The sequence below is a fragment of the Bartonella sp. AA56HLJMS genome, from assembly GCF_042197145.1.
Taxonomy (GTDB): Bacteria; Pseudomonadota; Alphaproteobacteria; order Rhizobiales; family Rhizobiaceae; genus Bartonella.
In genome coordinates this window covers 58890-84512 of sequence record NZ_JBHIRL010000010.1, presented here as the reverse complement: position 1 = coordinate 84512, position 25623 = coordinate 58890, and the positions used below count along the sequence as shown (strand labels likewise).

The following is a 25623-nucleotide window of genomic DNA, read 5'->3' as shown; positions in this document are numbered from 1 at the left end:
ATCTGCTAACTTTTTGTAACAAAAAACTGCAAACAATTCCTTGAACTCCAAACTATCTATACCACTAAATACTAAGGCGGATTTTTACCTAGAAAGCTTTTTGGGTAGCGAGCCTATGCCTATGATCATTGTGATGATGCAAACCTTTTGCAAAAAGTGTTATGTTGATAGCAGAAAGCCTGTAAAGAGAAAATGGCTATGGTATGTAAGAATAGTGCTGTTTTTTATACGGAGCTGTCTTATTATAAAATTAAGTAGGGTAGGGGAAGAACGTATAGGTACGTAATTTACGCGCATAAAGGCTTTGTAGGAATTAAATCTAAGCTCAGATTTTCTCTCTTTACGGAGTTAAGACTTGTGTTTTTATCATAATGACTAGCTTCTCCATCATAATATTTCTGCACGAGAGCTTTCCAAAAATAGTACACCAGCTAGTTTGTTCTTAAAAAAATAATCAAGGCAATACTTTTGCACCATCCTCATTCGCCATCCTTAAGGGCGGCTTTTGCATTTACAGAAATTGCCACTGACTTTAGAAGTGGAGCCTAGAAACGCGGGGAAAAGGAGAACTATAGGGTGGTGTGATTACTCATTCTGTCATGCTATAGAAATATTTGGTTTTGTAGGGTAGAAGCAGCGGCCACCCCCCTTTAATGCTTTTTAGGCATTAAAATGGCACGAGAAAATGCTGGTAGTCGTGTATGGTTTTTATTATGGCTGATCCATGAGCTCTAAGATATAAATTGAGAGAGAATGGGCGGCATTAAAAGTTAAACGCGCATGGCGAGGCTTGAGATTGATTAGTTCAAAATCCTTTTCTGAGCGGCCATGCGCTGCACCTTTCTTGTTTCTTAACTTTATAGTACCGCGCACAATTTGATACAGACCGGATGCGATCATTTTTAAGTCATTTTCATCTAGATCTTGATTTTTTAAGTTTTCTTGCTTCATATCTTCGGGATGGATCTTAGCTTTCTTAACGACTTCTTCCCATAAAGCGGGCAGATTATTACGGGCGTTTTCTGCATATGGGATAGAATGGTGGTCGAGATAAGCTTTGCAAGAGGCTTCCAACAGATTTGCTGCAAATAGAACCGCCTCCCTTGGATCTTTTTCTATATTTTCTAATGCTCTTTTTACTTCGATTTCTACTGCTGAAAGGCCTTTCTCTGTAATACGTTTTTGTAGCTCTTCTGTAGAGAGGAGACCAGCTTTTTGCAATTCTTGTGTGGAGGTCAACTCCTTCTTGATAAGATGCCCTCCACGCTGATATTCTAATCCATCTTTCTTTAACGTTTCTAAAACTTTACGTTGATCTTTTTGTAACTGTAAAACTTTTTCATATAATGATGGATTTAATCTGCTTGGGTCTGGGTCATAATATTCTTTTTCTAAAAAATCCCCAAGCAAGTTACCAAGGACTTCAAGCGGTTTATTGCATTCTACATTGATTGCACGTAGCCACGCTTTAACTTTTTGGATTTTTGTACCTTCTGGAATTTCAGGAGGAGCAAATGATGCAATAAACAAGTCATCTAACTCGTTATGCGTATAATGGTGCGCAAACATTGGAGGGAGTAGTCCAATGATTGCAGAAGGGATTTTGTTTTTCTGAGATATTTTTTGCGGAGATGATAATTGCATTTTATGGCTTTATAATATCAAAAAGTGGTATGTTGAGTGGTTTTTAGAGTATGATTTTATTGCCTGACCTTGCTTAGAAAGTCGCGCAACAATTTTGTGGCTTATATAAGATTTGTGAAAGATAAATGCCATATTGTGTTTTATTTTTCTCCTTTCATTGTTATAACAGTGAAGGGGGGAATAATGTGTGATAATTCGAAAAATATAGAATGAGAACAGAAGTATAATTTTGTATTATCGTAACTGCAATAGCATTCTTTATTGGCAGATTGTTTATTGGAGAGAAGGAAGTAGGCAATGCGCATAATCCCTGAACGGAAGGTTTTGTGACAAGAATTTCAATAATGGCATGTTACTAAATGTTGTGTGTGTTCTTTGCTTGTCAGAAAAAGTAGATGGCGCTCTTTATTTGCATAACCGGTATCGAGTAATGAGTAATGCGGGAGGCTAGTTTAAAATCTCGTTTATTCCGTTAAAGCTTACTGTTTTCTATAAAAAGACTGTTTTCGTGATATCCGCTGTGAAGCTCGCATACTTGGTAGATGGAAATATAAACGTTTATCGTGTCTGTAAGGGAGCTTGAAGCAATGAAGTTATGTGTAAAAGAGTTCTGAAAAGCTTCTTTTGTCCGTAAAACTTATAAGGAAAATTTAAAGGCAGGAAAATGTTAGAGAAATCTAAGAGTACGCTGTGAAAATCAAGAAACAGTCTTTTTAGAGATGGTTTGCTGTCTGTCATCGTGCTTCATGATTTTCAATGTTTTTAAAATTTCTTTCTCAATGAGAGAGGGCTTTTTTATTAAAGCGGGGGAGATTTGTTATGACAGTTAACAATGAAATGGAGAGAAGATGCTGCTTTACCAGCTGTTTTTGTCGCTTCAGTTTCATTTGAACCTATTGTGATTATGAAAGCATAGTGATTCAATGACTTTGAAAAGGGGGGAATAACATTATCAAGTTTGCAATACAGTGCGATTTTTTGCATCGCGATGCGTGGCAGAAGATGGTCAGCATTTGGGGGCATTGTGGGTTCTATATTCTATGCTGGTTCTGTAGGGCGTCTGTTAGCGCATTTATGGAACTATTCCGCATTGAAACGCGTGCTTAATTTCGTGGATCTTTGCAAAGGTCTGATCAGAAAATCCCATATTTCAAGAGGTTTTTAGAGGGATCTAAAAGCACAGAGGTATCATAAAATTACAAACACCGTACGTTACTGGAGGTGATCAATTTTAGAGCTTAAGGAGCTTATCGATTTAGTGTTCTTTCATAAAAATGATGAAGGTTGTGTTCAAGGTCTCAGTGTGTTGGTTTCTCGAAAAGTGGTAAATGCTGTATGATTTTATAAGCTATTGCCAATGTTATGGCTAGGGAGTTCAAATAAAGTATATCATAAATCGGAATTCTTCTCTTTACGCGATAAGAGGAGGGCTAGGCAAAACAGTAAAAATGTAGCGATAGAGAATATGAAGAATACGATATATGTTTGGTTTAAGGACAGGGATTCTTCTGTCAGCGAATGGATCAAAAAGCCAGCGAATATACCCCCTAAGGCACCACCTATTTGCTGTAATATGCGTGTGATAACGGCTGTATCTTTGACGTATAAACTGTTGACATATTGGATGGGGGCGGAAAGGCAGACAATGGTGGCGATGCCAAGTCCTATGCCTCTTAGCAAGAATCCAAGTCCATCCATGCTTATATTATAGCCGAAGCATAATAACCCAAAGCTTGATATCACTAAACCAATTCCTATCATGAAAAAGGGAGATTTTTCTTTCCATTTTTGGTAAATAAATTTCCTGCCAATCCACGCACCCACTCCTTGCAGAGCAAGGAGGGCACCGATGATGAGAAGGCTATTTTCATGGGCTTGTTCCATGGCAACGGCTAGTGGGAAATAAACGAGGAAGCTATAAAAAAGAAATGAAGCAACGAGCCCCATGATCATGAGCAATGTATAGCGCGCATTTTGAAATCCGCTAAAGACGATTAATTTGTTTTTTGCTTTCTGATTAGAAACAATGAATAATATGAGAGATATCACGGCTATAAGCGCTAGGATAAAGAGGGTGTTGTGGTTATTGATATTTCTGGCTTCTGTGAGATAAAAAAACGAAAGAAGGGAGATGGAAAACGCTAAAAATGCAAATAAGTTAAATTTTGTTTTTGTTGTTTCGTTGCTCTTTAAATGTTTAGCTCCAAGGGTGAGTGCCAATAAAATAAGCGGAATATTGATAAAAAATAACAAACGCCAAGACACATACTGAGCAAGCGAGGCGCCTACCAGCGGACCAAAGGCAGGAGCGAAAACTGTTGGTACGGCTATGGTGCCCATGGCTTGGCGCACTCGTGTCTGTCCAAATTGTAAGGCAATGATGGTTTGGCTAAGGGGTAGCAAAAGACCTGTCCCGAAACCTTGAACGATACGGGCAGATATAATAGTTGGAAAATTATAGCTTAATCCTACCCCCAGTGATCCAAGCATAAAAATGAAGCTTGCAAGAAGCCAAGTGCTTTTGATACCTATTCTTCCTTGCACAAAAGCGGCCATTAGCAGCCCTGGAACGGTGGCGAGAAAATAGGATGTTACAACCCATTGTATATTATTTTCTCCGACTGAAAAATAATGCGCAAGGTTAGGAAGGATGATATTAACAATGCTTCCGTCCAGCAGAGGAAGTATGCTGGAAATAATGACGGTATATATGACATACCTTTCTGTTTTTGTATAGGAATCTCTCTTTTGCATTATTATGCCCCCTGTTGATATTCTTTAAAATATTGTCCCCGCCCCATTCCCAGACTTTTAAAAATTAACATGTGTTTGTGATGGCTGTGGTTTTGATATTGGGATAAATGTGATTGGAAGTGCTGATGGTCCCCTTGTGTACAACCCTTCTTCCTCCAAAATGAAGCCATCAGTTAAGTTGATCTTAATGAGTTTATCGAGGAGTCTATTTGCTGTCAACTCAATCTACATGAGAGCAAAAGCAGAACCTACACAAACGTGCACGCCTGCTCCATTTGCATTTATTATTTAACATGGAAAATGTGAAAATCTTTATAAATCAAATTATTGACTTAAAAATCCAATGTTTGTTTATATATCATTTTTTATGCTTAAATGATTGTTTGGGTATCAAATGTATTCTCAATAGTTTATAATTTTCTTTTCTTAAATGTGCAGCTCTTTCTGAAAAATGTTCGATAATTTCTTGATTGTTTAATAAAAATTAAAATTGGTTATAAGGAAGAGCTTGTAAATTATAGAGTAGGAAAAAGGTGCATTTTATAAAAAACAGGGGAGGGTTGTTTCCATAACCCAAACATTTTTTCAAGTTGTTGTGGTATCTTTTTGAATTGCTTGATCGATAAAAGTTTTATAATTATCAGAAACAATATATTGGGTATTTTCTCCCAAAGCTTTGAAATGTTCATGACCGCAATGGATTTTTGCTTTTTCCAGAACGCGCAACATGTCTTCGAAAATACTTCTTTTGCTTTCCACAACAAAATACAGTTTTTCTTGCCCATTTTGCTCGAATAATACAGTCCAATCGGGAGTATATGATCCAAGAGATGTATCAATTTTAAACCATTTAGGCAGTTTCGCATAAACTTTAATCTTATCGTTTTTTTCAAATGATTGTGCAAAATTGAACTCAATATCTGAATCATAAATACATGATCATAAGTTGATTTATCAGTTTTTGTCATATTCTTTTATAAAACAATTTGCTTTTATATTTATTAAAATGCATTTTCTATTTTATTTTTTCGTATAATTAGCCAATGAAGTTTTTGCTCTAATATCGCAATTTGTAAAAGACTATTTTGGTCATTCAATATGAAACTTTTTATGTCGGTTTCTTGTATTGAAAGCAATGGTACGATTTTTGATATCTGTATAAAATATTTACAAAAGAATTAATAACGCATGATTATAGAATTTTGTTCTTTGTTTGAAGCATGTACAGTTAAACCATTGTTTATTCATAGATTTTATGTTCATTATTTATTTGATACATTTAATCTAGAATGTAAATTGTGTTCGTATACTCAAACTAAAATACTGGTATTGAAGTGGTGAGAGTGTTGCTTTGTTGAGAATAGATCATTGGGTAGGTTGGTATTCCCTTTGTATCAGAGAATTCAACTTATTCTCTCATATTGTGTGTGGATGAAATGTTAACCGCATAATGCTCCCTCTTACATGAGATGTAAGATTGATATGTTTTCCACATTGAGAAAAGTTGTTGATCGTAGGGGAATATTTTCTGCGAAATTCGTTTGGCTTAAATGGAAAAAATAGAGCAAGAGTCGCATATTTGTTATGCTGTAATGGCATATATATAATCGATGGAGTCAACACTTCATTTAAGAAGTTTTTTAAAGGAAAAACATAAAAAAATAGAATTATTGAAAAAAATCTTTTATTTTGAAGCTTGTTTCTCACGCTTATAAAAGCTTCACGTGGATTTCGAAAATTCTTGTTGTGTTGAAAAGCATGAAAAATCAAGAAAATTTTGCAAAAAAGCTGCACTATGCGTGCAGCTTTTTATGTATTTGCTTTAAAGGAAGACAGGTAGACGTTTTAAAGCATGAAAGTGTCCTTACGGCTTCTATAACCATAATAGCCAAAAACACTGGAAATAATGGCGCCTACCAGACTTCCTAAAAAGCCCCACCACCCCATATTGGAGGCTGTTTTTGTGGCTTTAGTTGCAGTGTTTTTTGCTCCCTTGATCGTATCCTCAAGATTGTCTGAGAGTGTTTCTGCCCGTTCTTCAAGGGCTTTGATGGCTTTTTCGGTTTTTTCCTCTGCGCTTTGATAGAGTTGAACAGCATGGTTGGCTGCTGTTTGTGCATCCGAACGGGACATGCCATCGGTCACAAGGGCCTTGATGATATCACTTCGATCAAATTTTGTCGTGAGATCTTCTACACGATCGGACAGGCGCTCACCAAGATTTTTTAAAGTGGTGCGATAGTAAGAAGGATCATTTTTGAAAGCTGTTATCGCAGAACCAATATCATTGAGTGCAGCTTGATAGGTTTGTTTTAAGCGATCAGGGTTGAGAGCAGGAATGTCGCTTTTATTGAGAAGGGTGCGCAATTCACTCCTAAGTTGGTCAAAATTGATATCATTGTCACTATTTTTTGCAAAAAACTGTTCAAGACTTTCGCTGTTTAAGTTTGCAAGTATGGGGGAAATATTGTTTTTGAGGCTGTCCACGGTTTGTTGGACTATGGAGCTGTTTTCTAGAGCCGTTTTAGCTCCTATCTTTGCTGTACTAGAAACCACGTGGATGGCTTGGAGGGTCATCAGCAATGTTATGAGAGCCCAAGTGAGAAAGCCATGAAGCGTTCCTGAGGTTTCAGCAAAACGTCCAGCGACAAAGCCTCCTAAGGCTAGGCTAATTAGTGTAACGATAACAGAACCCACGCCAAAGGAGAGGAAAGAGCCTTCAAATGGGGTTGAAGAGGTGAAATCCATTTGGCTTAAGCCTAAAGCTGCGACCAGAAAAGAGAGGCAGATTGAGGTGGCAAGAGCTGTCACCAGTCCCGCAAAGATTGCGGACCATGAAATGGGTGTGTGAAAGAGTGAATATTTTTCTTCTAGAGATGTTTCTCCTAGAAAATTCGTCTCAAATGGTGTGTCTTCAGGAATGCGAGTTTCCATGTTTTATCTCCTTGAATATGCTGGAGATACAATGCCTTTTGGCTAATTATGTTCCAAAAGGGAATAGATATGCGCCAAAAGGAATAGGAAAGATCTAAAGTTAAGATCGAGATCATCATGGTGGGACATTTTCTTTTGAAACTTTTGTTTAAAGCGCGTTCATAGAGAGTTTTTGTTGATCATAAAAAAGGGGGGTGAAAACGACAAGGCATGCCTATAGGGCTTTATGAGGTCATTATAATATAGATGCTGTTTTGTTTATATTCTTTCATAAATTTGAATTTTTATCTCATGACAACGTCTTGGTCGATAAACATATGATAAGCGTTACGAATGGGAATATATTTATGTTTCATAAATAAAAGCACATTTTGTATAGAGAGCTCTTTCTTTGTGTTTTAGCTATTGTATTCTTTTGACAAATGCTTTTCTTTTTGATTGTATCAAAAAGTTTAAAGAGAGACCTTGTTAGGATATAAAATGTTTCGTTCAACTTTTTTTAAAAATCGTGAAATCTATGGACCTCTTTGTATTGGCTTTGATCCGAGCCATAAAGTTTTGCAATCGTGGAAACTAAGCTTTGATTATAAAGGTCTAAAAGATTTTTGTGATATTCTCTTAACAGCAGTTGTTGGTAAAGTAGGGATTATAAAGCCGCAAGTCGCATTTTTTGAATTATATGGTGTGGAAGGTCTTCAAGCTCTCAAAGAACTGATTGAAAATGCACACGAACAAGGCATATTGGTTCTGGCGGATGCAAAAAGGGGGGATATTGGCTCTACTGCTGAAGCCTATGGTAAGGCTTGGCTTGGTTCAAGCAGTGCGTTCAAGGTGGATGCCATGACAGTTAATCCTTTTTTGGGTTTTGATGCTCTTATTCCTCTGATAAAGGTTGCAGAAGAAACAGGAGCAGGGGTTTTTGTGGTTGTTCAGTCTTCTAATCCAGAGGGGAAACAAATACGAAATGCGCTTATTGGTGACCAGACACTCTCTCTTCATCTTGCACAGTGTATTTGTGATTATAATAGTCATTCTTCGGTTATTCATCATAATATTGGCCCCATAGGTGCGGTTATAGGAGCGACATTAGGATCTGAATCAAAAGACACAATCGAGCAGTTAAAAAATAGTCTGTTTCTCGTTCCGGGTATTGGCGCTCAAGGTGGAACAATGACACAACTAGCAAATCAATTTCCACAAAGACTTTGGCAGAATGTTATTCCCTCTGTATCACGCTCTATTACAGATGCTGGACGAAATATTGTTGATTTAAAAAATGTTATCAATTATTTTGCAGAACAAGCGCAAAGCACACTGATGTCTTGAGGATTTTTGCATCTGTAATAAATCTGAAGAATTCTGAAAGGGAGGGGTTTTGAGGGGGATGCTTCCGATTTATCAAGAATCAACTGTCGCTTTGAGGTTTCTTTCAACAAGCACAGATGTCTTTTCATTGAATGTTAAGCGGGCATTTCATGTTGAGCGGGAGGCTATGTTCCTATTGAAAGTACAAATATTTTCAGTAGATTGCCTTAAGGGTAAAGGTTTGCATCTTTTAAAAGCAAAAGCTTATGCATATTGTTACCAGTTTTCAGTTGATAAAGTTATTGCAGCGTTTGTTTCTATAAGATAGACACACGTTATCGGTGAATATATATTGTTGTTAGAGAAAAATATGTTATCAAAACAAGAAAAAACCAAAGCCCGTTTACCCCGTGGGTTTGTTGATCGTACAAGTGCACAGTTGTATGCAACTGAAACAATGATTGCGCAAATTCGTGAAGTTTATGAACTTTACGGTTTTGAAGCACTGGAAACTCCAATTTTTGAATATACAGATGTGCTGGGTAAGTTTTTACCGGATTCAGATCGTCCAAATGCGGGCGTTTTTTCGCTACAAGATGATGATGAGCAATGGATGTCTTTGCGCTATGATCTTACCGCGCCTCTTGCTCGTTATTTTGCCGAGAATTTTGAAATTTTGCCAAAGCCTTATCGCAGTTATCGTCTTGGCTTTGTTTTTCGCAATGAAAAACCAGGTCCAGGGCGGTTTCGGCAATTTATGCAGTTTGATGCGGATATTGTTGGAACACCAACGGTAGCAGCTGATGCCGAAATTTGTATGATGGCAGCTGATAGTTTGGAAAAATTAGGGTTTCAGCATCATGAATATGCCATTCGTCTGAACAACAGAAAAATTCTCGATTGCGTTTTAGAGAAAATTGGTTTGGGGGGAAATGAGCAGGTTGAAAAGCGCTTAACTGTCTTAAGAGCAATTGATAAACTGGATAAATTTGGTTCTGAAGGGGTGTGTCTGCTTTTGGGAAAAGGGCGTTTGGATGAAAGTGGTGACTTTACAAAAGGGGCGGAGCTTAAGGATAAAGAGATTGAGTGTATTCTTACCTTAACTGCTGCTGGAGCTGAAACAGCAGAAGAAACGCTTGAGGCTCTTAAAGAAGTGGTTGGTGATCATGTTCAAGGGCGTGAGGGAATTCGTGAGCTTGAGGAAATGCAAGCAATTTTTGCCGCAAATGGCTTTCAGAATCGTATCAAGATTGATCCATCGGTGGTGCGTGGACTGGATTATTATACAGGTCCTGTTTTTGAGGCTACGTTGCTGTTTGATGTTTTCAATGATGATGGGCAGAAAGTTGTTTTTGGCTCCGTTGGTGGTGGTGGGCGCTATGATGGATTGGTGGCACGTTTTCGTGGTGAAAATATTCCGGCAACAGGTTTTTCAATCGGGGTCTCACGCTTGATCGCTGCTTTGCAAAATCTTGAAAAGTTGCCTATGAAGGAGACAACAGGGCCGGTTGTGGTGCTGATGATGGATAAAGAGCCAGAGGCGGTTGCTGGTTATCAAAAAATGGTGATGCAGTTGCGTGGTGCGGGAATTCGTGCTGAGCTCTATTTGGGGGCATCGGGGATAAAAGCGCAGATGAAATATGCAGATCGACGCCAAGCGCCTTGTGTGGTTATCCAAGGCTCACAAGAACGTGAGAGCGGAAAAATACAGATTAAAGATTTGATTGAAGGGGCGCGTTTGTCTCATGAAATTAAGGATAATCAAACATGGCGTGAAAGTCGACCAGCACAAGTGACGGTTGATGAAGATCAATTGGTCAAAACAGTACAGGATATTTTAGCCGCCCAAAAATGATAATGGTAAAAGTCTTTATCGAAGTGATTGTTCGAAATATTTTGGAAATTTGAAATTCAATTTTTAAAATTTGTGCTTTGCTCGTTTATACGTGTTGGTGCACGCGTTCAAAAGCGGGGTTTTGAAGTGCGTGCGGCATAAAAGAGAGATTTTTAAGAGATAAATAAGCACTATTTGCTATAAAACGTGCCCTTCTGAGGATGCGATGATAATGCGTTAAAATGAGCAAAAAAATTGTAACGAACAAAAACTCTGAGAAAATTAAAAGGTTTCACGCAACGCTTTCCCAAAAGTTTATAAAAATATTGACAAGTTCATATTGGCTTCATCTTTGAATTCTCATCTATGAGTATCAAATCCTTTGATGTTCTCTTCTTGGACATTACAAAATCTAGCCTTATTGCAAAAGGAGGGAGAACTAGAGCGTTTTATCCTAAAAGACTTTTTAAGCTTCAAAAAACAATGGAATGACTTAAATCGAACAATTTTTTACAGGAGCATGTTTGGATGAATTGTAAGCTGCCATAATGGTAACTTACTGATAATATGCATTTTTCATAAAGTCAATTCTTTAACGGAGAAATGAAAATGGTCCAATATGATTTTACTCTGCTCTATGAACGAAATCCCTTTATTCTTGAAAGACCTGAGAATATTGGAAAATCATTTAAACTTCCTCCTTCAAATTTCGGATTTGAAGATCTTCCGCAAATTACCTTTTCAGGCGCCTCGTCGTGTCGGCGTATGATTTTTGGGTTATCATTTAGTGGTATGAAAGCATTTTTTGTGATGTTGTGGCAGGTAGGGAAAATGTTAGATGAGGGGGATGATGTGGATTTATGGTTTGATCAGATAACATTGGATCATGATATTCTTGAAGAATTTTTGACTTGCGATCTTTCAATTCAAGAACCAGAATATCTTAATTTTGAAAGTTTTAAAGAAGGTATCAAAGAATTAGAAAAGAATAAAATTGTAGCGAAGGGGACAAAAAAAGATTGTTATTTCATCAATCCAGATATTTTTGGTCTTCCTGAATGTGATGAAGATTTTGAGTTCGATGAAGAGGAAGAGATAGAAGCACACTTTACGGTAGAATACCCGAATAAACAACTCCTTTAATCGTTTTTCTCTTAGAGAAAAATAAAGGCTTAGAATAAATGGCTATGAGAACAGCAATGAGTCTGTTTATGGTATGTGAATTGGAATGTTTGCGGGATCTGTTTTGATTTAATATTCTCCATGAATGGTTCTTTATGCAGAGCGGTTTTTATGCCATATTTTCTTCTTTTTATGAGACATAAGTTAATTTGAACTGTGCACCTCTTCAAACAAATGTTTGATCTGTATTTTCTTTCTTGGTACTTTTGTGAACTTTGCAGTAATGATGTTCATAGCTCTTGTATTTTGGCGCGTTTACGAGAGGTATTTTTACTCTTTTTAATCGTTTATTCATATGCCAATCCCACTTGCTAATGAGCAAGAAAATAGTTTTAAGGGATTCAATATAAGAAGGGATAAAATAAAACAATCTTATGATATTCGGCTCCTCTCATTCAATATGCAAAATTATAAATTATCTTTATAAATCAAAGTATTGTTTAATACAAAGTTTTTCTCAGTATGAGAAATTTAGCATTGATCTTGCATATTTCATCAATACGTTAGTCCTTGATGTTTCTGAGAGAGTTTTGCATGAATTTGCGCATTTGGCAATTGCATCCCCATTTTTTGATAGCGTGCAACAGCTTTTAACTCTTTGATTTTTTAGCCCCACAACGGGTCCAGATTTTTCATCAGCAATTTTTCAAACTTTTTCAAAGCAGTTAAAACATAAAATATTTATTGAAAAAATTATTGCTGTAATCTTTTCTCACAGAAGGCGTACAATCAACTTATCGTGTCTGTTTTCACGAATAGATGTTGTAAAAAGTCAACGACACAAATCTTCCTCCTCAGAAAATTTGTGTCGTAAAATTTTGTTTAAATAGACGATTGGGGGAATTAGCTTTTCAAGGCTTTTAAAACATGTTGTGGTGAAGAAACTTCATAAGGATCTGTTGCACAATTATCTGAAAAACCTGCTTCTTCGAACCATTGTTCAACCACACCATCGTTAATAACAGCTGCATAGCGCCATGATCGCATGCCAAAACCAACATTGTCTTTTGCAACCAGCATACCCATTTTGCGTGTGAATTCACCAGAGCCATCGGGAATTAACTTCACGTTTTTGATATTTTGTGCTTTTCCCCAAGCATTCATGACAAAAGCATCATTGACGGAAAGGCAATAAATTTCATCAATACCCGCTTGTTTAAATTCATCATAGAGCTTTTCAAAATCAGGCAGCTGAAAGGTTGAGCAAGTAGGGGTAAAAGCTCCAGGAAGAGAAAAAAGAATAACACGCTTTCCTTTAAAGTAAGCATCGCTGTTAACTTCTTGCCACCGATAAGGATTGTCTCCAGCCACTGATTCATCGCGTACGCGTGTGTGGAATGTTACATTGGGAACTGTTTTTTTCATCATCATGATGCTCCTGTATTCTTTTACGAAAATTTTGTTTTAAAACAGCCTTTGTATTTAAAAACATATGGTAAAAAGCGTTTTAAATAAAAGGGCTTCTTTAAAAACTCTTACTTCTAACGAGTGTGCAAATATTTCACACTTCCGTCAAGTAGAATTAATGGTCGACTTTGGATACTCTTCACCTTAAAATTATAGGAAAGAATATAAAGGTATTGATATGACCATAAAGACAGTTTTAACCACGGCTTTTGAGGGGCAAAAACCGGGAACGTCTGGTTTGCGCAAAAAAGTGTCTGTTTTTCAACAACCCCATTATGTAGAAAACTTTATACAATCTCTTTTTGATAATATTGGACCTCTTGAAGGAAAAATGTTGATTCTGGGGGGGGATGGGCGCACTTTTAATCGTACTATCCTTCAGATTGTGTTGAAGATGGCAGCGGCGCATGGTGTCTCTTGTGTTAAAATGGGAAGGGGCGGTATTCTTTCTACACCTGCTGTTTCGCATCTTATTCGTAAAACTCATGCCCATGGTGGACTTATTCTTTCTGCAAGCCATAATCCTGGTGGTCCAGAAGGAGATTGTGGTATTAAATATAATATTTCCAATGGGGGACCCGCTCCTAATTCTTTATGTGATGCTATTTTTGCAACATCGCAACGTCTTTCTTTTTATAAAATTCTTGAAGCACCAGATATTGATTTAGATAGGCAAGGTACGATCTTTATGGGAGCCATGCGGATTGATATTATTGATCCTGTCGCTGATTATGTTGCTTTGATGCAGGAGCTTTTTGATTTTGACTGTATTGCCAAGGCTGTTGCTCGAGGTCTTACTTTACGGTTTGATGCCATGCATGCGGTAACAGGGCCTTATGCCCATGAAATTTTTGAAAAATGCTTAGGATTTTCTGAAGGGACGGTGGTTAATGGTATTCCTTTGCCAGATTTTGGAGGCGGTCATCCAGATCCCAATTTGGTTTATGCTAAGGATCTTTATGATTTATTGATGTCAGAGCAAGGACCAGATCTTGGCGCCGCCTCTGATGGTGATGGAGACCGTAACCTCATTATTGGTCGTCAACAATTTGTCTCGCCTTCGGATTCTTTGGCTATTATGGCTGAACATGCACACCTTATTAAAGGATATCGAAAAGGTGTTGTGGGGATAGCGCGCTCTATGCCGACGGGGCGTGCTGCTGATCTAGTTGCGGAAAAACACGGATTAAATTTTTTTGAAACGCCAACGGGATGGAAGTTTTTTGGAACCCTTTTGGATGCGGGAAAAGTAACCTTTTGTGGTGAAGAAAGCTTTGGAACGGGCTCTCATCACATCCGCGAAAAAGATGGTTTATGGGCTGTCCTATTTTGGTTAAATCTTGTAGCGGTAACAGAAAAAACTGTCGCACAGATTGTTCAACAGCATTGGTCCACCTATGGGCGTTTTTACACGTTACGGCATGATTATGAAGAAGTCGAAGCCGATAAAGCTTTGGCATTACTAGAGCATTTGCGTGCGCACTTACCACATGCAGGAACTGAAATTTCTGGATTTTTCGTCAAAAAAGCAGATGATTTTACATATCATGATCCCGTTGATCAGAGCGTTAGCACGCGGCAAGGTATACGTATTTTTTTCGAGAATGGAGCAAGGTTGGTGGTTCGTTTGTCGGGAACAGGGACGCTAGGTGCTACTTTACGACTTTATTTTGAACAGTATGAAAGTGATCCGCGCAAACACAATTTTAATCCGCAAGAAGTTCTCCAACCTTTGCAACAGGTAGCACTAAAACTGTTAAACATACAACAAGCATTGGGGCGAGATCGTCCTGATATTATCACCTAAGATCATTGGAATGTTTTTTTGTAAAGGTATGATGATTGATCACATGGATGTGATTTTAGGGGTGTGATTTTATGTGCATAAGGGAGATCTTCCATTTTCAAGCTCTCTTTGTTTTTTCCTCCCTTACATATCAATCGGATTCCTCAAACTGCCGGATTCTTAAAACTAAATGCTGTAGTAAATTATAATCGAGCATAATCGGATCATTTATGTCCAATGGGTTTGCTCAATGGCTTGATAGCAATTTTTGTTTAATAGGGGAATGTTTCTCATACAAAACAAAATACGATCATTGTTGCACATTTCATATGTTTGTTTTAAAGAATCTTCTCTCTCAAGACACTAAAAACGCATCTTATGCGTGTTGCTTTGAAAGGGATAACCGGCCATCCATCCATTGAGCAGCACCATTTTTACGCTTATGAGAGAGTAAGACGGCACCATTATTCACTTTGCCCGCTTTCAATGTTGGCTCTTATATTTGAGAGTATTTAGTATTTTGGATAATCGTTTTACACGGATTTTCCTACTTGTAACATGCAAACAAAAGGCTTTGGTTGTTTCAATGTAAAAGGGGTTGAGAGAATCTCAGCTTATTTATCGGCTTTCATTCAATATACAAAACCATTAACTATGATCATAAATCAGTCTGTTCTCTAACATTATGACTGTTATCTTTACTTAAATAAAAGGTTAAGTTGGGGACATCATTTTCTTGTTTCTCAATGCTGAAATAGTTTTTAGCTCTCTGAGAACGTTTTATTCAGAGATGTTCCTTTTCTAATTGTTTTGTTATCCATTCGTTAATTGCATTGGTGATGTATAAGAAAATGATTTTGATTAATTTATTAGAGAGAATGCAGTGAGTAAATTTTATGATATGCGGGGGGCTTATTTGAGTTGTATAATGATCAATCATTTTTATAAACTTGTGTATAGTATGTGATGATAGCATTCATGAATACAGTTGGCAGATGAGGATTGAAACAAAGGGAAACATTTTTCTAAAATAATGGACAATAAGCACTTCTTGCTTTATGACCAGTCATAATGAATGATTTTTCTTTTAAAAGGGGAATTTATGACCCAATATCCCAAATGTCCTCGTTGTGATTGTCTTTATACTTATGAAGATGGTGAAAATTTTGTGTGTCCTGAATGCGCACATGAATGGCCACAAAAAAACGATGATACGGTTCTTGCCAATACTGTTTATGATGCCAATGGTCAGATTTTAACAAACGGAGATACCGTTATGGTGATAAAAGATCTGAAAGTAAAAGGCGCTTCATCTGTTTTAAAAGGGGGGACGAAGGTAAAGAATATTCGCTTGGTGGATGGGGATCATGATATCGATTGCAAAATTCCTGGGATCGGTCAGATGAGTTTAAAGTCGGAGTTTGTGAAAAAAGTTTAGGCATTTATCTTCTTGCAATTGTTTTTGCATTTCGTTGGTTTTCTATTTTTACATTCTTCTCTAATTGGGCATATTTTTCTCCAATGGGCTTCTTTTCTTGTTTCATAGATTACACCAATCAGATAGGAGCAATATGTTTTCCTTTATTGCAAAGCCATGTATCGCAGAGAAATAGCGACTCTTTCTTTTCTTTTAATATGCGGTTATGAGGGGACTGGATGTTGACTCATAAGCAACAATAAAAGTGTGCGCTTTATGAGAAAAACAACGCCGTAAAGTAGACAAACTTATTTCTGCTGAATTGAAAAAATATTCTCATTTTTTTATCAGATAATTTCTCAAACAACCATAATAGATCTGGCTTCAATGTATTTATTTTTTATGGGTAGTTACACCTTTTGCGTCATATTTATGGAAATGAGATTGAAAATGATAGAGGAAATTCTTGATTTTAAGAATGGAAAAAGGACGCTATGATCTTGATAAGGTCTTATTGCCATGCATTTTCCAGCTCTTAGTACTGCAACAGTCTCTTATAAAAGTGTACATAAGAGCTATTAAAAATAGTTTTTGTTATTATCCAGTTTGTGCTGTGTAAGCGGACGATTTTGATTGATGCAATAAAAACATAATTGAAATAAGAAGAATGTCAGAATTCTCATTGCAAGTTGCAAAATGTGATCTTTGTCGAGTGGCTGAAACAACATATTGATTTATAATAATAAATTAGCGTTATTCATATTGAATTAGAACCCCGAATAACGTGGGATTCTCTCATTTCAAATCTGTTCCATGTTGAATCAATTAAAATCACTTGCTTGCACACCACACGCGGGGCTGGCGTGTGGGTAAAAATGAGGAAAGAAAGGATAAAAAATGACTCTTATGAATCGTCTTAATGAAAGAGCTGTCGCATCATTAGGGGCTGGCAGATATGATGATGGTGCCGGCTTGCTACAAGAAGTATTTTGCGTGATTTGTCGTTGGAAGCACTGAGAAAGATAGAGCAAATGAGCACTCTATCTTACAATGTTTTCTTTTTTGGGTTTTCTTTTTTTAACGAGGTCGTGTTTTCCTCGTTAAAATTGCATGACAAGATTATAAAACAAAATAAATTTAAAGTGCACACCCATGCATTGTACTTCTGTGTACGATTGGTTTGTTGAAATAACTTATGCTTCTTAAAGGGGGCTTTGAAATCTTTTTAAGGCATATGTGGAGGTGAAAGGTGAGTGAAGGTATCATTATTGGACAGATTTTTTTAACAGTACTCTATTTTTATGACTGCATGGCTTACTTCGAAAATTTCAGGAATAAAATGACGTAAGATTTTTGCACTCCATGTTTGAGCGCTGTTGGAGAGGGGCAATCGGTGTGGTTATTTTACCTATTGAGGTCAATATTTATTGTGGCATGGCTTCAACGCCTAAAACTTCAGGGATAAAATGACGTAAAAGATTTTCAATACCATGTTTGAGTGTTGCTGTTGAAGAGGGACATCCAGCGCAGGAGCCGCGCATATTGAGATAAACAATACCATTTTCAAATCCGCGAAAAGTAATGTCTCCACCATCGTTGGCAACTGCGGGGCGGATACGTGTTTCAAGGAGCTCTTTAATGGTTAAGACAATATCAGCATCTTTTTCGTCATAAAATTCTTCGTTAAGGGCATGGGTTTGTGCTTGTGTTGTAGCGTTGGTGGTGATCACTGGCTCATTGGATAGAAAATGTTCCATAATTGTGCCTAAAATGACGGGCTTAAGATGTTGCCATTCCCCTTCTTTTTTGCTTACGGTGATAAAATCATAACCTAAAAAGACACCATTGATATTGGGAATATTAAACAGTTTAGCCGCTAAAGGTGAGTTTTTAGCTGCTTCTTCACGGTCACGAAATTCTAATACGCCCTCAGAAAGAACCACGCGTCCTGGCAGGAATTTAAGTGTTGCAGGGTTTGGGGTGGTTTCAGTTTGAATAAACATAGATTCTCCTTTTATAATGAAGGCTTGGGAAGATCTTACATTGTAGAATATTATATTTTTTAGGCAATAGATCTAATATCTTCATCGGCAAGATTGCTAGGAATAACAATGACAGGGATTGAAAAAGCTGTTCCTTTATTCCCGATTAATTGAACAAGGGGTCCTGGTCCTTCTGTATGTCCACTGGCTGCTAAAACAATCAGTGCAATCCTTTTATCTTCGTCGATCAGTTTAGAAATCTCATCAATTTTTTTTCCTTCACGCACTACTATTTCTGTTTCAAGCGCATGGGTGGTGCGGACTTCACTGGCAATGTCTCCTAATATTTTATGAGCACTTTGCTTTGATTCTGTACGCATAACGTTGTTTACACCCAGAAAATGTTGAAATTCTACACTATCAACGACACAAAGTAATACCAATGTTCTACTGGTATTTTGGGCATGCTGTGCGGCAAACGCAACGGCACGCCGACACTCTGGTGTTTCATCGATAATAACTAAGTTTTTTTTCTTTGGTTCTTTTTTCGGATTTTGGGGTTTGGAAATCATGCACTTTCTCTATTTTGTACAAACGATTTTTTTGCTCTCTACAGTTTTTAGTTTTATTATTTTTATGTATCTTGCAAAAATCCAATAATTTCACGAATTTTTTTCATATTTTCTTCTGCGAGCATACTAGCACGTTTAGCGCCATCATGCAAAACAGAGTCGATATAACCGCTTTCTTGATGAAGGCGACGTAATTCTTCTGTTATAGGGGCAAGCTTATGGACAACAAGGTCGGCTAGAGCTGTTTTAAAATGCGAAAATTGTTGACCAGAAAATTCTAAAAGAATCTTTTCTTTGCTAACTTTGGCAAAGGCGGCATAAATACCAAGCAGGTTATCTACTTCTGGTCGTTCTTTTAAAGCGGCAAGGGTATCGGGAAGTGGAGCCGAATCCGTTTTGGCTTTGCGTATTTTTTTTGCGATAAGACCAGCGTCATCGGTCAAATTAATGCGTGAAAAATCTGAAGGATCTGATTTTGACATTTTTTTCGTCCCATCGCGCAAAGACATAACGCGTGTGGCTGTTGTTCCAATCAGTGCTTCTGGAAGAGGAAAAAAGCCTTGTCTTTTTTCTTCATCCGGTTGCATAGAGCCGCCAAAATTTAATTCGGCAATACGCTGTGCATAGTCGTTGTTAAATTTTTGTGCAATATCGCGTGTGAGTTCAACATGCTGTTTTTGATCTTCACCCACTGGAACATGCGTTGCACGATAGACTAAAATATCAGCAGCCATCAAAGTGGGATAGGCAAAAAGCCCGAGGGATGCTTTTTCACGATCTTTTCCCGCTTTATCTTTAAATTGTGTCATGCGTTGAAGCCAGCCAATGCGGGCAACACAATTTAAAATCCAGGCGAGTTCAGCATGTTGAAAAACACGTGATTGATTAAAAATAATATGTTTTTGAGGATCAATACCGGCGGCTAAAAAGGCTGCTGTCACTGTTCTGGTGGATTCGCGTAAAGTAAGGGGATCTGGGTTGACGGTGAGCGCATGCATATCCACAACACAATAGAGACAGTGATGAGAGTTTTGTAGTTCAACCCAATGCTGAATGGCTCCAAGATAATTGCCAAGATGTAAGTGACCACTCGGTTGTACGCCGGAAAAGACAAGTGGTGTGAAGGTATCCATAGGAGTGCTCTTTCTTCAATTAAGGTTATTCATTTTATTGTTTTTGACAAAGTATAGATATTATGAGCGTTTTTTCAAATTTTTAAGCGTGTGAAAAAAGGAACGGGTGTTGAATAAAAAATAGGCACTAAAATAGATCAAGAATATGCTGAGCATAATCCCTGCTAAGGTGATCGCGCGCAAGAAAAAGGATGCTTGTGAGGATAAAGGAAAAGACAAAAAACCAAGCATATTCAATCCGTAATAGAGGGCTAGTGCACTCAAAAGAGTTGCCATCATGAGACATAATGTTCGCTTTATCAGTTGGAAGTCGTATTTCCAATAACCACGTTTGATAAGGACACCCCAAAGCAACAGTGTGTTGACCCATCCAGAGGTAATTTCAGCAATAACAATGCCTCGTGCAGATAGAATAGGAAATAATGTTAAGGCGAGACCGATATTGATAAAAACGCAAATACCTGTAAAAATCATCGGTGTTTTGGTATCTTCATGGGCAAAAAAATTAGGAATAAAGACCTTAATAAGAACAAAAGCTGGAAGTCCTAGTCCATAAAGCTCTAGTAATTGTGCAACATGGTGTGTTGATTGACTGGTAAATTGTCCTCGCTCAAAGAGCAAACTGACTATGGGAGTGGAGAGCAGCAAAAAAGCGATGGATGCTGGAAGTGTTAAAAATAGCGTTAATTCAATAGAGCGGTTTTGTAAATGGTGGGTTTCTTCATGCTTTTTACTTCGCAAAGCGCGTGTTAATTCTGGTAAAAGAACGGTTGCAACGGCTATGGCGATTACGCCTAAAGGCAATTGGTAAAGGCGATCAGCGTACATCAAAGAAGAGACAGCACCCGATTGACTAGAAGCAATATTGGTATTAATGAGCAAATTAATTTGCGTGATGCCACCCGTGATGGCTGCGGGGAATGCTAAAGTTAATAGCTTACGAACATTAGGACTTAAATGGGGCTGGCGGAAGGAAATTTTCATGCCACTTTGACGCAAAGCAAGGGCAATTAAGGTGAGTTGAATAAGACCTGCTGCCAATACACCCCAAGAGAGATTTAAACCGATATGCCAAGCGTCAAGTTTATAGATCCAAGCATAGGCAAGCACACCAATCAGAATAATGTTTAAAAAGAGTGGGGCAATGGCGGCAATAAAATAGCGTCGCAGCGCATTAAGCATGCCCCCCATCATGGCAGCAAGCGACATGCAGGTTAAATAGGGAAACATGATCGCCGTAAAATGAATTGTGGCGTTAAGCTTTGTTGCATCTTCGGTAAAACCTGGAGCAATAATGGTTCGTACCAAAAAAGGCATACTGAGTTCCATCGCAATCGTTAACAGTAAGAGCAGTGAAAAGAGAACGCCAAACACCTCTTCTGCAAACTTGCATGCCGTTTCGTGACCATCTTCAGTGATTTTTTTGGCAAAAAGAGGAATGAAAGCAGCATTAAAGGCACCTTCAGCAAAAAAACGGCGGAATGTGTTGGGAAAACGGAAAGCAGCATTAAACGCATCAGAAACAGGACCAGTCCCTAGGGCTGCGGCCATCAACATTTCGCGTACGAAGCCAAAAATACGGCTCATGAGGGTTCCGGAAGCAACTGTTGCAATTTTTTTAATCAATGTCATAAAGATATATCAACTTTGTTGTAAAAGAGAAGCGATGACAGGAGAAATAAAGCGTTTTAAATCGTAAAAATCTGATCTCTATCCTAATCAAGGATACTTTTTGAAAGCGTTTTACGACGGTGTTTATCTTTCTGTCAACAATGGTGCTTGAAGACTTTTTTTATGCTCCTTGTTTACTGTTGCATTAAAATTTTTATTGTTGCCATAAAATAATTAAAATTTCTTTTTCAAACTGAAATATGGGAGTGATATCATAACAATTTGAAGGGATATGTAGGGATATATAATGATAATTTCTCTTTATGGTGTGATGTCGTGAATAGTGCAACCCAATGCCGTTCTGTTTTATGTGAGGGGTGTGACCCTATTAAAAGAATGCAAATAAAATAAAAGCGTGGAGCAATACGTAATTTCCATTATTTATTCATTATTTAAAAAAAACAGCGCTTTAGATGTTTTAAAAAGTCGTAAGGCTAAGCTAAAAGGTGATGGTAAAACTGGTGATTACTTTTCACTTTTACGGCTTTATGTTCTCCCAAAATTTGTCTGCCCTCCCGTTTTAGAGATTACATAAACAAGAGGATAGGAAGATATGATCTTTCAACAGCATTTTTGCTGTTCAGGTTTCTTTTCACAGTTGATGAGGATAAAATCTGAGGAAATAAGATAAAATTACTCTCTCATGGTTTCCATTCTCGTTGAGGTGCAATTGATTTGCCGATGAAGGCAAGGGGATAAAGGCTATCATTTTTACCAGAGGGGGAGAAAAAGTTAAAGTTTATGAACCTTTTAGACATTCATTGTCATTGCTTTTGCGTGCGCCGTTTTGTGAGGTTGAATATTTTCTTGTCTTTTGGGACTCTGATTGACGTTTTCTGTCATTTTTTGCACTTTAATTGCTTCTTTATCAAGGGTGTTGGAACATTTTTTTTCATTGTTTTTCTTTATAGATTGATGCTGGATAGATTGATACTGGTTTGGTGCGAAGCGCTCATCGAATTTATGGTTATAAAAATACATGGGTTGTATATGCGGTTCTATCTCTTTTATCTGCTTGATTATTTCCATAATCTCTTTTGCTTTAATGGTTGATGTGCCAAGACTCTTCGCAAGTCTTTCAGGATTATTTTCTTTTATAACTTCATGCTCGTTTGAAGATAAGCGCTCATTGATTTTTTTGATATAAGTCCTTATCTCCCCCCTTAATTCAGGAGAGTTTGATAACATTTCTTGCTGTTGTGCTTTTGACAAGGAAAGGAGATTTTTCATCCAAGCCTTAGGCATTTCTACCGACTGTTCACACCGCCTTTGTTTTACATGATGGGTATGGAGAATGTCTCTTTCTGTTTGTTTAGAAATATTGATATAACGATCAATGGCTCTACAGAGGGGCAAAATATTTTCTTCAGCATGGGCGCGCGCGTTGTTTTTTATGCCAAATACATTGCTACCAGAAAGCTTAGAAATCGATTGGGGAGAGGTGGTAATTTGATAGGTGAGTTGTTCTCCTTCAGTATGATTTTCATGGATCATCTCAATTCTTTCCCGCAAAATATGACGATTGCCATAAATGATTTGGCACAAAGTTTCTATTTCTTTTCTTCTTGCTTGAATGGAAACGTTGTTTTTTATCCTTGTGGCAATTTCATTGTTGGTAAGGGGGGCTATTGTTTGTGCGGGGATAAGCACTTCTTGCTGGTTTTGAATTTTTGGTGCTGTAAAGGAGAGGGCGTCACCGATTTTTAATGTCTGTATTTGCTCTGGGGTGAGATCTTTTTTATTTCCCAAGATGAAAGTTCCGTTAGCATCAAGCATAAAGCCATTGGGTCCACTGCCTCTGTAAAAGCCTTTATAGGTATGACCTTCTTTTGCTGTTATAATAAGATGATGATGAATACTCTCAAGCCCGATATGTTTCATACTGTCCATGAATTCTTTTAAAATAAGTATTTTTTCTGGATTTGAGATATCCTCAAGCAGATGTTTCATTTCTTCTTTATCTTTATGTTTTAGCGATGCAATGCTGGCAAGATTCATGCGTTTTTCTGTTACAAGAGAAAAGTCGAGTGTGTGGCCAGCAACTTGCCCAAGTTTTTCAAAAAACATTCGTTGTGTGCGTCCATTACCTTCTCTGAAAGGATGCGTATAGTTGAGTTGTATCAACATTTCAGTGACATGTTCAATAAATGTTTCGCGGGTTAAGCCTTTTAAACTATTCGTTTCAGCAAGTGTTTTATCTAAATTGTCTAGACCCTCCTGTATCTGTTTTGCTGAGGCAAAAGAAATACCAGCTTTTTTCATCATTGGCATATAAGCAACGGTACCATCTTCAAATGTAAATGGTTTTTCGCGTGTTTGTCCGGCCCATTCAAAAGTATTTTTAAATAGGGTGTGATGAATATATTGGAGATATGTGGAGGTTAGTTTTTGTGGTGGCGCTTCTTGGCGCAGATGAATGATTGCTTTTGTTGTATCATGGGCACATTGCACTTTTAATTTTCCATAGTCTTTTATTCCATATTTATTCTTTAAGGTGATACTATTGGGATAAAAGAAATTACGATGTATTGTCTTATTTTCTTCGGTTTCAGGCGGTGATGATAATTTCTCCTGTAAGGTGAGAGGGACGGTGTCCGTTTTTCTTGTACCAGTATCCCAGTATGCCATTGCTTTTTTTGGGGGCTGTTTTGTTCTTTCTTGATGATCAGAGCGTGTTTCCTTTGTCATTTTGACAGATATTGGATTATTTGTCGCTGTATTACTGCTCTGTAAAATGTTTTTTTGAAAATCTTTTTGCATTTGCCTCATAGCGGAAGCCGATTGAGCAATTGGTTGTGCCATTTGTTCTTTTTCTTGTTCTTGCAAACTTTGGGGCATAACTTCAACGCTGTCATGTAAAGCATGAGGGGCAATACACGGTGAAAAATGGGCTTGTTCTTTTTTCTTTGTTTGAATGGATGCGTTGTCTTTGCTCTTTTCAGTTATTTCATCGTTTTTAAGAGTGGCTCTTTTTTCTTCTTTTTCTTCTGGAAGCAATGTTTTTTGCTGGGTTTTTTCTGGGTTTTGAACTTTTTGTGCTGTAAAGGAGAGGGCATCACCGATTTTTAATGTCTGTATTTGCTCTGGGGTGAGATCTTTTTTATTTCCCAAGATGAAAATCCCGTTGGCATCAAGCATGAAGCCATTGGGTCCACTGCCTCTATAGGTACCATGATAGGTTTCTCCTTCTTTTGCAACGACAGCGAGATGATAATTTTTTTCATCCAATCCAAGCTCTCTCATAGAGTTGGTGAATTCTCGTAAGAGGAGCAATTTTTCTGGATTTGAGATATCTTCAAGCAGATGCTTCATAGGCTCTGGGTTGCCATGTTCCATGGCAGCGGCGCGGACAAAGTCTTTACGTTTTTTGCTCACAAGAGAAAAGTCTAGCTCATGTCCTGCTGCTTGAGAGAGTTTTTCAACAAACAGTCTCTTTGTGCGCCTATTGCCCTCTCTGAAAGGATGCAAGTGGTGCAAATCTATCATTATACTAGCTGCTTGTTCAACGAATTCTTCGCGCGTTAAGCCTTGTAAATTATTCTTTTCAGCAAGCGTTTTATCTAACTTTTCTAGTCCCTCCTGTATTTTTCTGCCAATCGCAAAAGTTTTTGTAAATTCTTTTCTTTTCAAAATGGGCATAGAAGCAACAGTGCCATCTTCAAATGTAAAAGGCTTTTCGCGTGTTTGTCCGGCCCATTCAAATGCATGGGAAAAGAGGCGTTGATGAAGATATTTTAGATAAGAGGCATTAAACTGCTCTGGTAGAGGTTCTTGGTGCAGTTTTATCATTTCTTTTTTTACATCATTAGAACAGCATTCTTTTAATATTTCTTTATCTTTGATGCGGTATTTATTTTTAAGCACTTTGCTATTGGGGTAGAAAAAATTTTGCGCTTCTTCATTGATTTGCTTTGAAATGGCTGCATTAATTACAGAGTGTTGTTCTTGCAATTCTTCCTGTGTAGAGGAGGCACAATGTTCTGTGTTTTCTTTCATGCATAT

At 37.6% G+C, this 25623-nt stretch carries 16 protein-coding genes and 1 pseudogene; 7 read left to right on the top strand and 10 right to left on the bottom strand.

Annotation, left to right across the window (positions count from 1 at the left end; genetic code table 11):
• Positions 1-711 precede the first annotated feature (711 nt).
• The 4 genes from ACFINI_RS06575 to ACFINI_RS06560 form a co-directional block, all read right to left on the bottom strand.
• Positions 712-1644 (bottom strand): abortive infection family protein, encoded by a 933-nt coding sequence (locus tag ACFINI_RS06575; protein ID WP_375646953.1) that lies wholly within the window; start codon positions 1642-1644, stop codon positions 712-714.
• Between the two features lie 1389 nt (positions 1645-3033).
• Positions 3034-4398 carry an MFS transporter gene (locus ACFINI_RS06570; protein WP_375646949.1) on the bottom strand — a complete coding sequence of 455 codons (1365 nt, stop codon included), beginning with the start codon at positions 4396-4398 and terminating at the stop codon, positions 3034-3036.
• A 585-nt stretch (positions 4399-4983) separates the two neighbouring features.
• Positions 4984-5274: a hypothetical protein gene (locus ACFINI_RS06565; protein WP_375613885.1), complete on the bottom strand. Its 291-nt coding sequence runs from the start codon at positions 5272-5274 to the stop codon at positions 4984-4986.
• Positions 5275-6243: 969 nt separating this feature from the next.
• Positions 6244-7332 carry a DUF3792 domain-containing protein gene (locus tag ACFINI_RS06560; RefSeq protein WP_375646945.1) on the bottom strand — a complete coding sequence of 363 codons (1089 nt, stop codon included), beginning with the start codon at positions 7330-7332 and terminating at the stop codon, positions 6244-6246.
• Between the two features lie 480 nt (positions 7333-7812).
• On the opposite strand from ACFINI_RS06560, the gene pyrF reads away from it, so the two are divergent.
• The 4 genes from pyrF to ACFINI_RS06540 all read left to right on the top strand — a co-directional run bounded on the left by pyrF (position 7813) and on the right by ACFINI_RS06540 (position 11614).
• On the top strand, positions 7813-8658 hold the full coding sequence (gene pyrF, locus ACFINI_RS06555; protein ID WP_375646941.1) for an orotidine-5'-phosphate decarboxylase: 846 nt from the start codon (positions 7813-7815) through the stop codon (positions 8656-8658).
• A 49-nt stretch (positions 8659-8707) separates the two neighbouring features.
• Positions 8708-8965 carry a hypothetical protein gene (locus ACFINI_RS06550; protein ID WP_375627885.1) on the top strand — a complete coding sequence of 86 codons (258 nt, stop codon included), beginning with the start codon at positions 8708-8710 and terminating at the stop codon, positions 8963-8965.
• 42 nt (positions 8966-9007) lie between these two features.
• Entirely contained in the window at positions 9008-10492 is a 1485-nt protein-coding gene (hisS, locus tag ACFINI_RS06545; RefSeq protein WP_375613584.1) for a histidine--tRNA ligase, read from the top strand.
• A gap of 588 nt (positions 10493-11080) precedes the next feature.
• Positions 11081-11614 carry a replication protein gene (locus ACFINI_RS06540; protein WP_375613583.1) on the top strand — a complete coding sequence of 178 codons (534 nt, stop codon included), beginning with the start codon at positions 11081-11083 and terminating at the stop codon, positions 11612-11614.
• An 882-nt stretch (positions 11615-12496) separates the two neighbouring features.
• Here the strand turns inward: ACFINI_RS06540 and ACFINI_RS06535 are convergent.
• Entirely contained in the window at positions 12497-13021 is a 525-nt protein-coding gene (locus tag ACFINI_RS06535; RefSeq protein ID WP_375613588.1) for a peroxiredoxin, read from the bottom strand.
• Between the two features lie 217 nt (positions 13022-13238).
• On the opposite strand from ACFINI_RS06535, the gene ACFINI_RS06530 reads away from it, so the two are divergent.
• The 3 genes and pseudogenes from ACFINI_RS06530 to ACFINI_RS06520 form a co-directional block, all read left to right on the top strand.
• Positions 13239-14867, top strand: coding sequence for an alpha-D-glucose phosphate-specific phosphoglucomutase (locus tag ACFINI_RS06530; protein ID WP_375613582.1), 1629 nt, complete (start codon positions 13239-13241; stop codon positions 14865-14867).
• A 1081-nt stretch (positions 14868-15948) separates the two neighbouring features.
• Positions 15949-16284, top strand: a complete 336-nt coding sequence (locus ACFINI_RS06525; protein ID WP_375632470.1) for a zinc ribbon domain-containing protein YjdM — start codon at positions 15949-15951, stop codon at positions 16282-16284.
• 876 nt (positions 16285-17160) lie between these two features.
• Positions 17161-17241 (top strand): annotated as a pseudogene (locus tag ACFINI_RS06520) (DUF4102 domain-containing protein); the annotation flags it as partial.
• Positions 17242-17687: 446 nt separating this feature from the next.
• Here ACFINI_RS06520 and ACFINI_RS06515 read toward each other — a convergent pair.
• The 5 genes from ACFINI_RS06515 to ACFINI_RS06495 form a co-directional block, all read right to left on the bottom strand.
• Complete coding sequence (locus ACFINI_RS06515) at positions 17688-18266, bottom strand: NifU family protein (RefSeq protein ID WP_375612176.1); 579 nt, start codon at positions 18264-18266, stop codon at positions 17688-17690.
• Between the two features lie 59 nt (positions 18267-18325).
• Complete coding sequence (locus tag ACFINI_RS06510) at positions 18326-18817, bottom strand: universal stress protein (RefSeq protein ID WP_375612177.1); 492 nt, start codon at positions 18815-18817, stop codon at positions 18326-18328.
• A gap of 62 nt (positions 18818-18879) precedes the next feature.
• Positions 18880-19950, bottom strand: a complete 1071-nt coding sequence (gene trpS, locus ACFINI_RS06505; protein ID WP_375646937.1) for a tryptophan--tRNA ligase — start codon at positions 19948-19950, stop codon at positions 18880-18882.
• 60 nt (positions 19951-20010) lie between these two features.
• Positions 20011-21582, bottom strand: a complete 1572-nt coding sequence (gene murJ / locus ACFINI_RS06500; protein WP_375646934.1) for a murein biosynthesis integral membrane protein MurJ — start codon at positions 21580-21582, stop codon at positions 20011-20013.
• A 789-nt stretch (positions 21583-22371) separates the two neighbouring features.
• A complete protein-coding gene (locus tag ACFINI_RS06495) occupies positions 22372-25617 on the bottom strand; it encodes a BID domain-containing T4SS effector (RefSeq protein ID WP_375646931.1) in 3246 nt (1081 codons plus the stop codon).
• Between the last annotated feature and the right edge of the window lie 6 nt (positions 25618-25623).

Excerpts from the sequence above, each read along its gene's own strand:
- ACFINI_RS06495 (WP_375646931.1), bottom strand. The coding sequence starts at position 25,617 with ATGAAAGAAAACACAGAACATTGTGCCTCCTCTACACAGGAAGAATTG.
- ACFINI_RS06570 (WP_375646949.1), bottom strand. The coding sequence starts at position 4,398 with ATGCAAAAGAGAGATTCCTATACAAAAACAGAAAGGTATGTCATATAT.
- ACFINI_RS06510 (WP_375612177.1), bottom strand. The coding sequence starts at position 18,817 with ATGATTTCCAAACCCCAAAATCCGAAAAAAGAACCAAAGAAAAAAAAC.
- ACFINI_RS06535 (WP_375613588.1), bottom strand. The coding sequence starts at position 13,021 with ATGATGAAAAAAACAGTTCCCAATGTAACATTCCACACACGCGTACGC.
- ACFINI_RS06575 (WP_375646953.1), bottom strand. The coding sequence starts at position 1,644 with ATGCAATTATCATCTCCGCAAAAAATATCTCAGAAAAACAAAATCCCT.
- ACFINI_RS06560 (WP_375646945.1), bottom strand. The coding sequence starts at position 7,332 with ATGGAAACTCGCATTCCTGAAGACACACCATTTGAGACGAATTTTCTA.
- ACFINI_RS06525 (WP_375632470.1), top strand. The coding sequence starts at position 15,949 with ATGACCCAATATCCCAAATGTCCTCGTTGTGATTGTCTTTATACTTAT.
- pyrF (WP_375646941.1), top strand. The coding sequence starts at position 7,813 with ATGTTTCGTTCAACTTTTTTTAAAAATCGTGAAATCTATGGACCTCTT.
- ACFINI_RS06530 (WP_375613582.1), top strand. The coding sequence starts at position 13,239 with ATGACCATAAAGACAGTTTTAACCACGGCTTTTGAGGGGCAAAAACCG.
- hisS (WP_375613584.1), top strand. The coding sequence starts at position 9,008 with ATGTTATCAAAACAAGAAAAAACCAAAGCCCGTTTACCCCGTGGGTTT.
- ACFINI_RS06515 (WP_375612176.1), bottom strand. The coding sequence starts at position 18,266 with ATGTTTATTCAAACTGAAACCACCCCAAACCCTGCAACACTTAAATTC.
- ACFINI_RS06540 (WP_375613583.1), top strand. The coding sequence starts at position 11,081 with ATGGTCCAATATGATTTTACTCTGCTCTATGAACGAAATCCCTTTATT.
- murJ (WP_375646934.1), bottom strand. The coding sequence starts at position 21,582 with ATGACATTGATTAAAAAAATTGCAACAGTTGCTTCCGGAACCCTCATG.
- trpS (WP_375646937.1), bottom strand. The coding sequence starts at position 19,950 with ATGGATACCTTCACACCACTTGTCTTTTCCGGCGTACAACCGAGTGGT.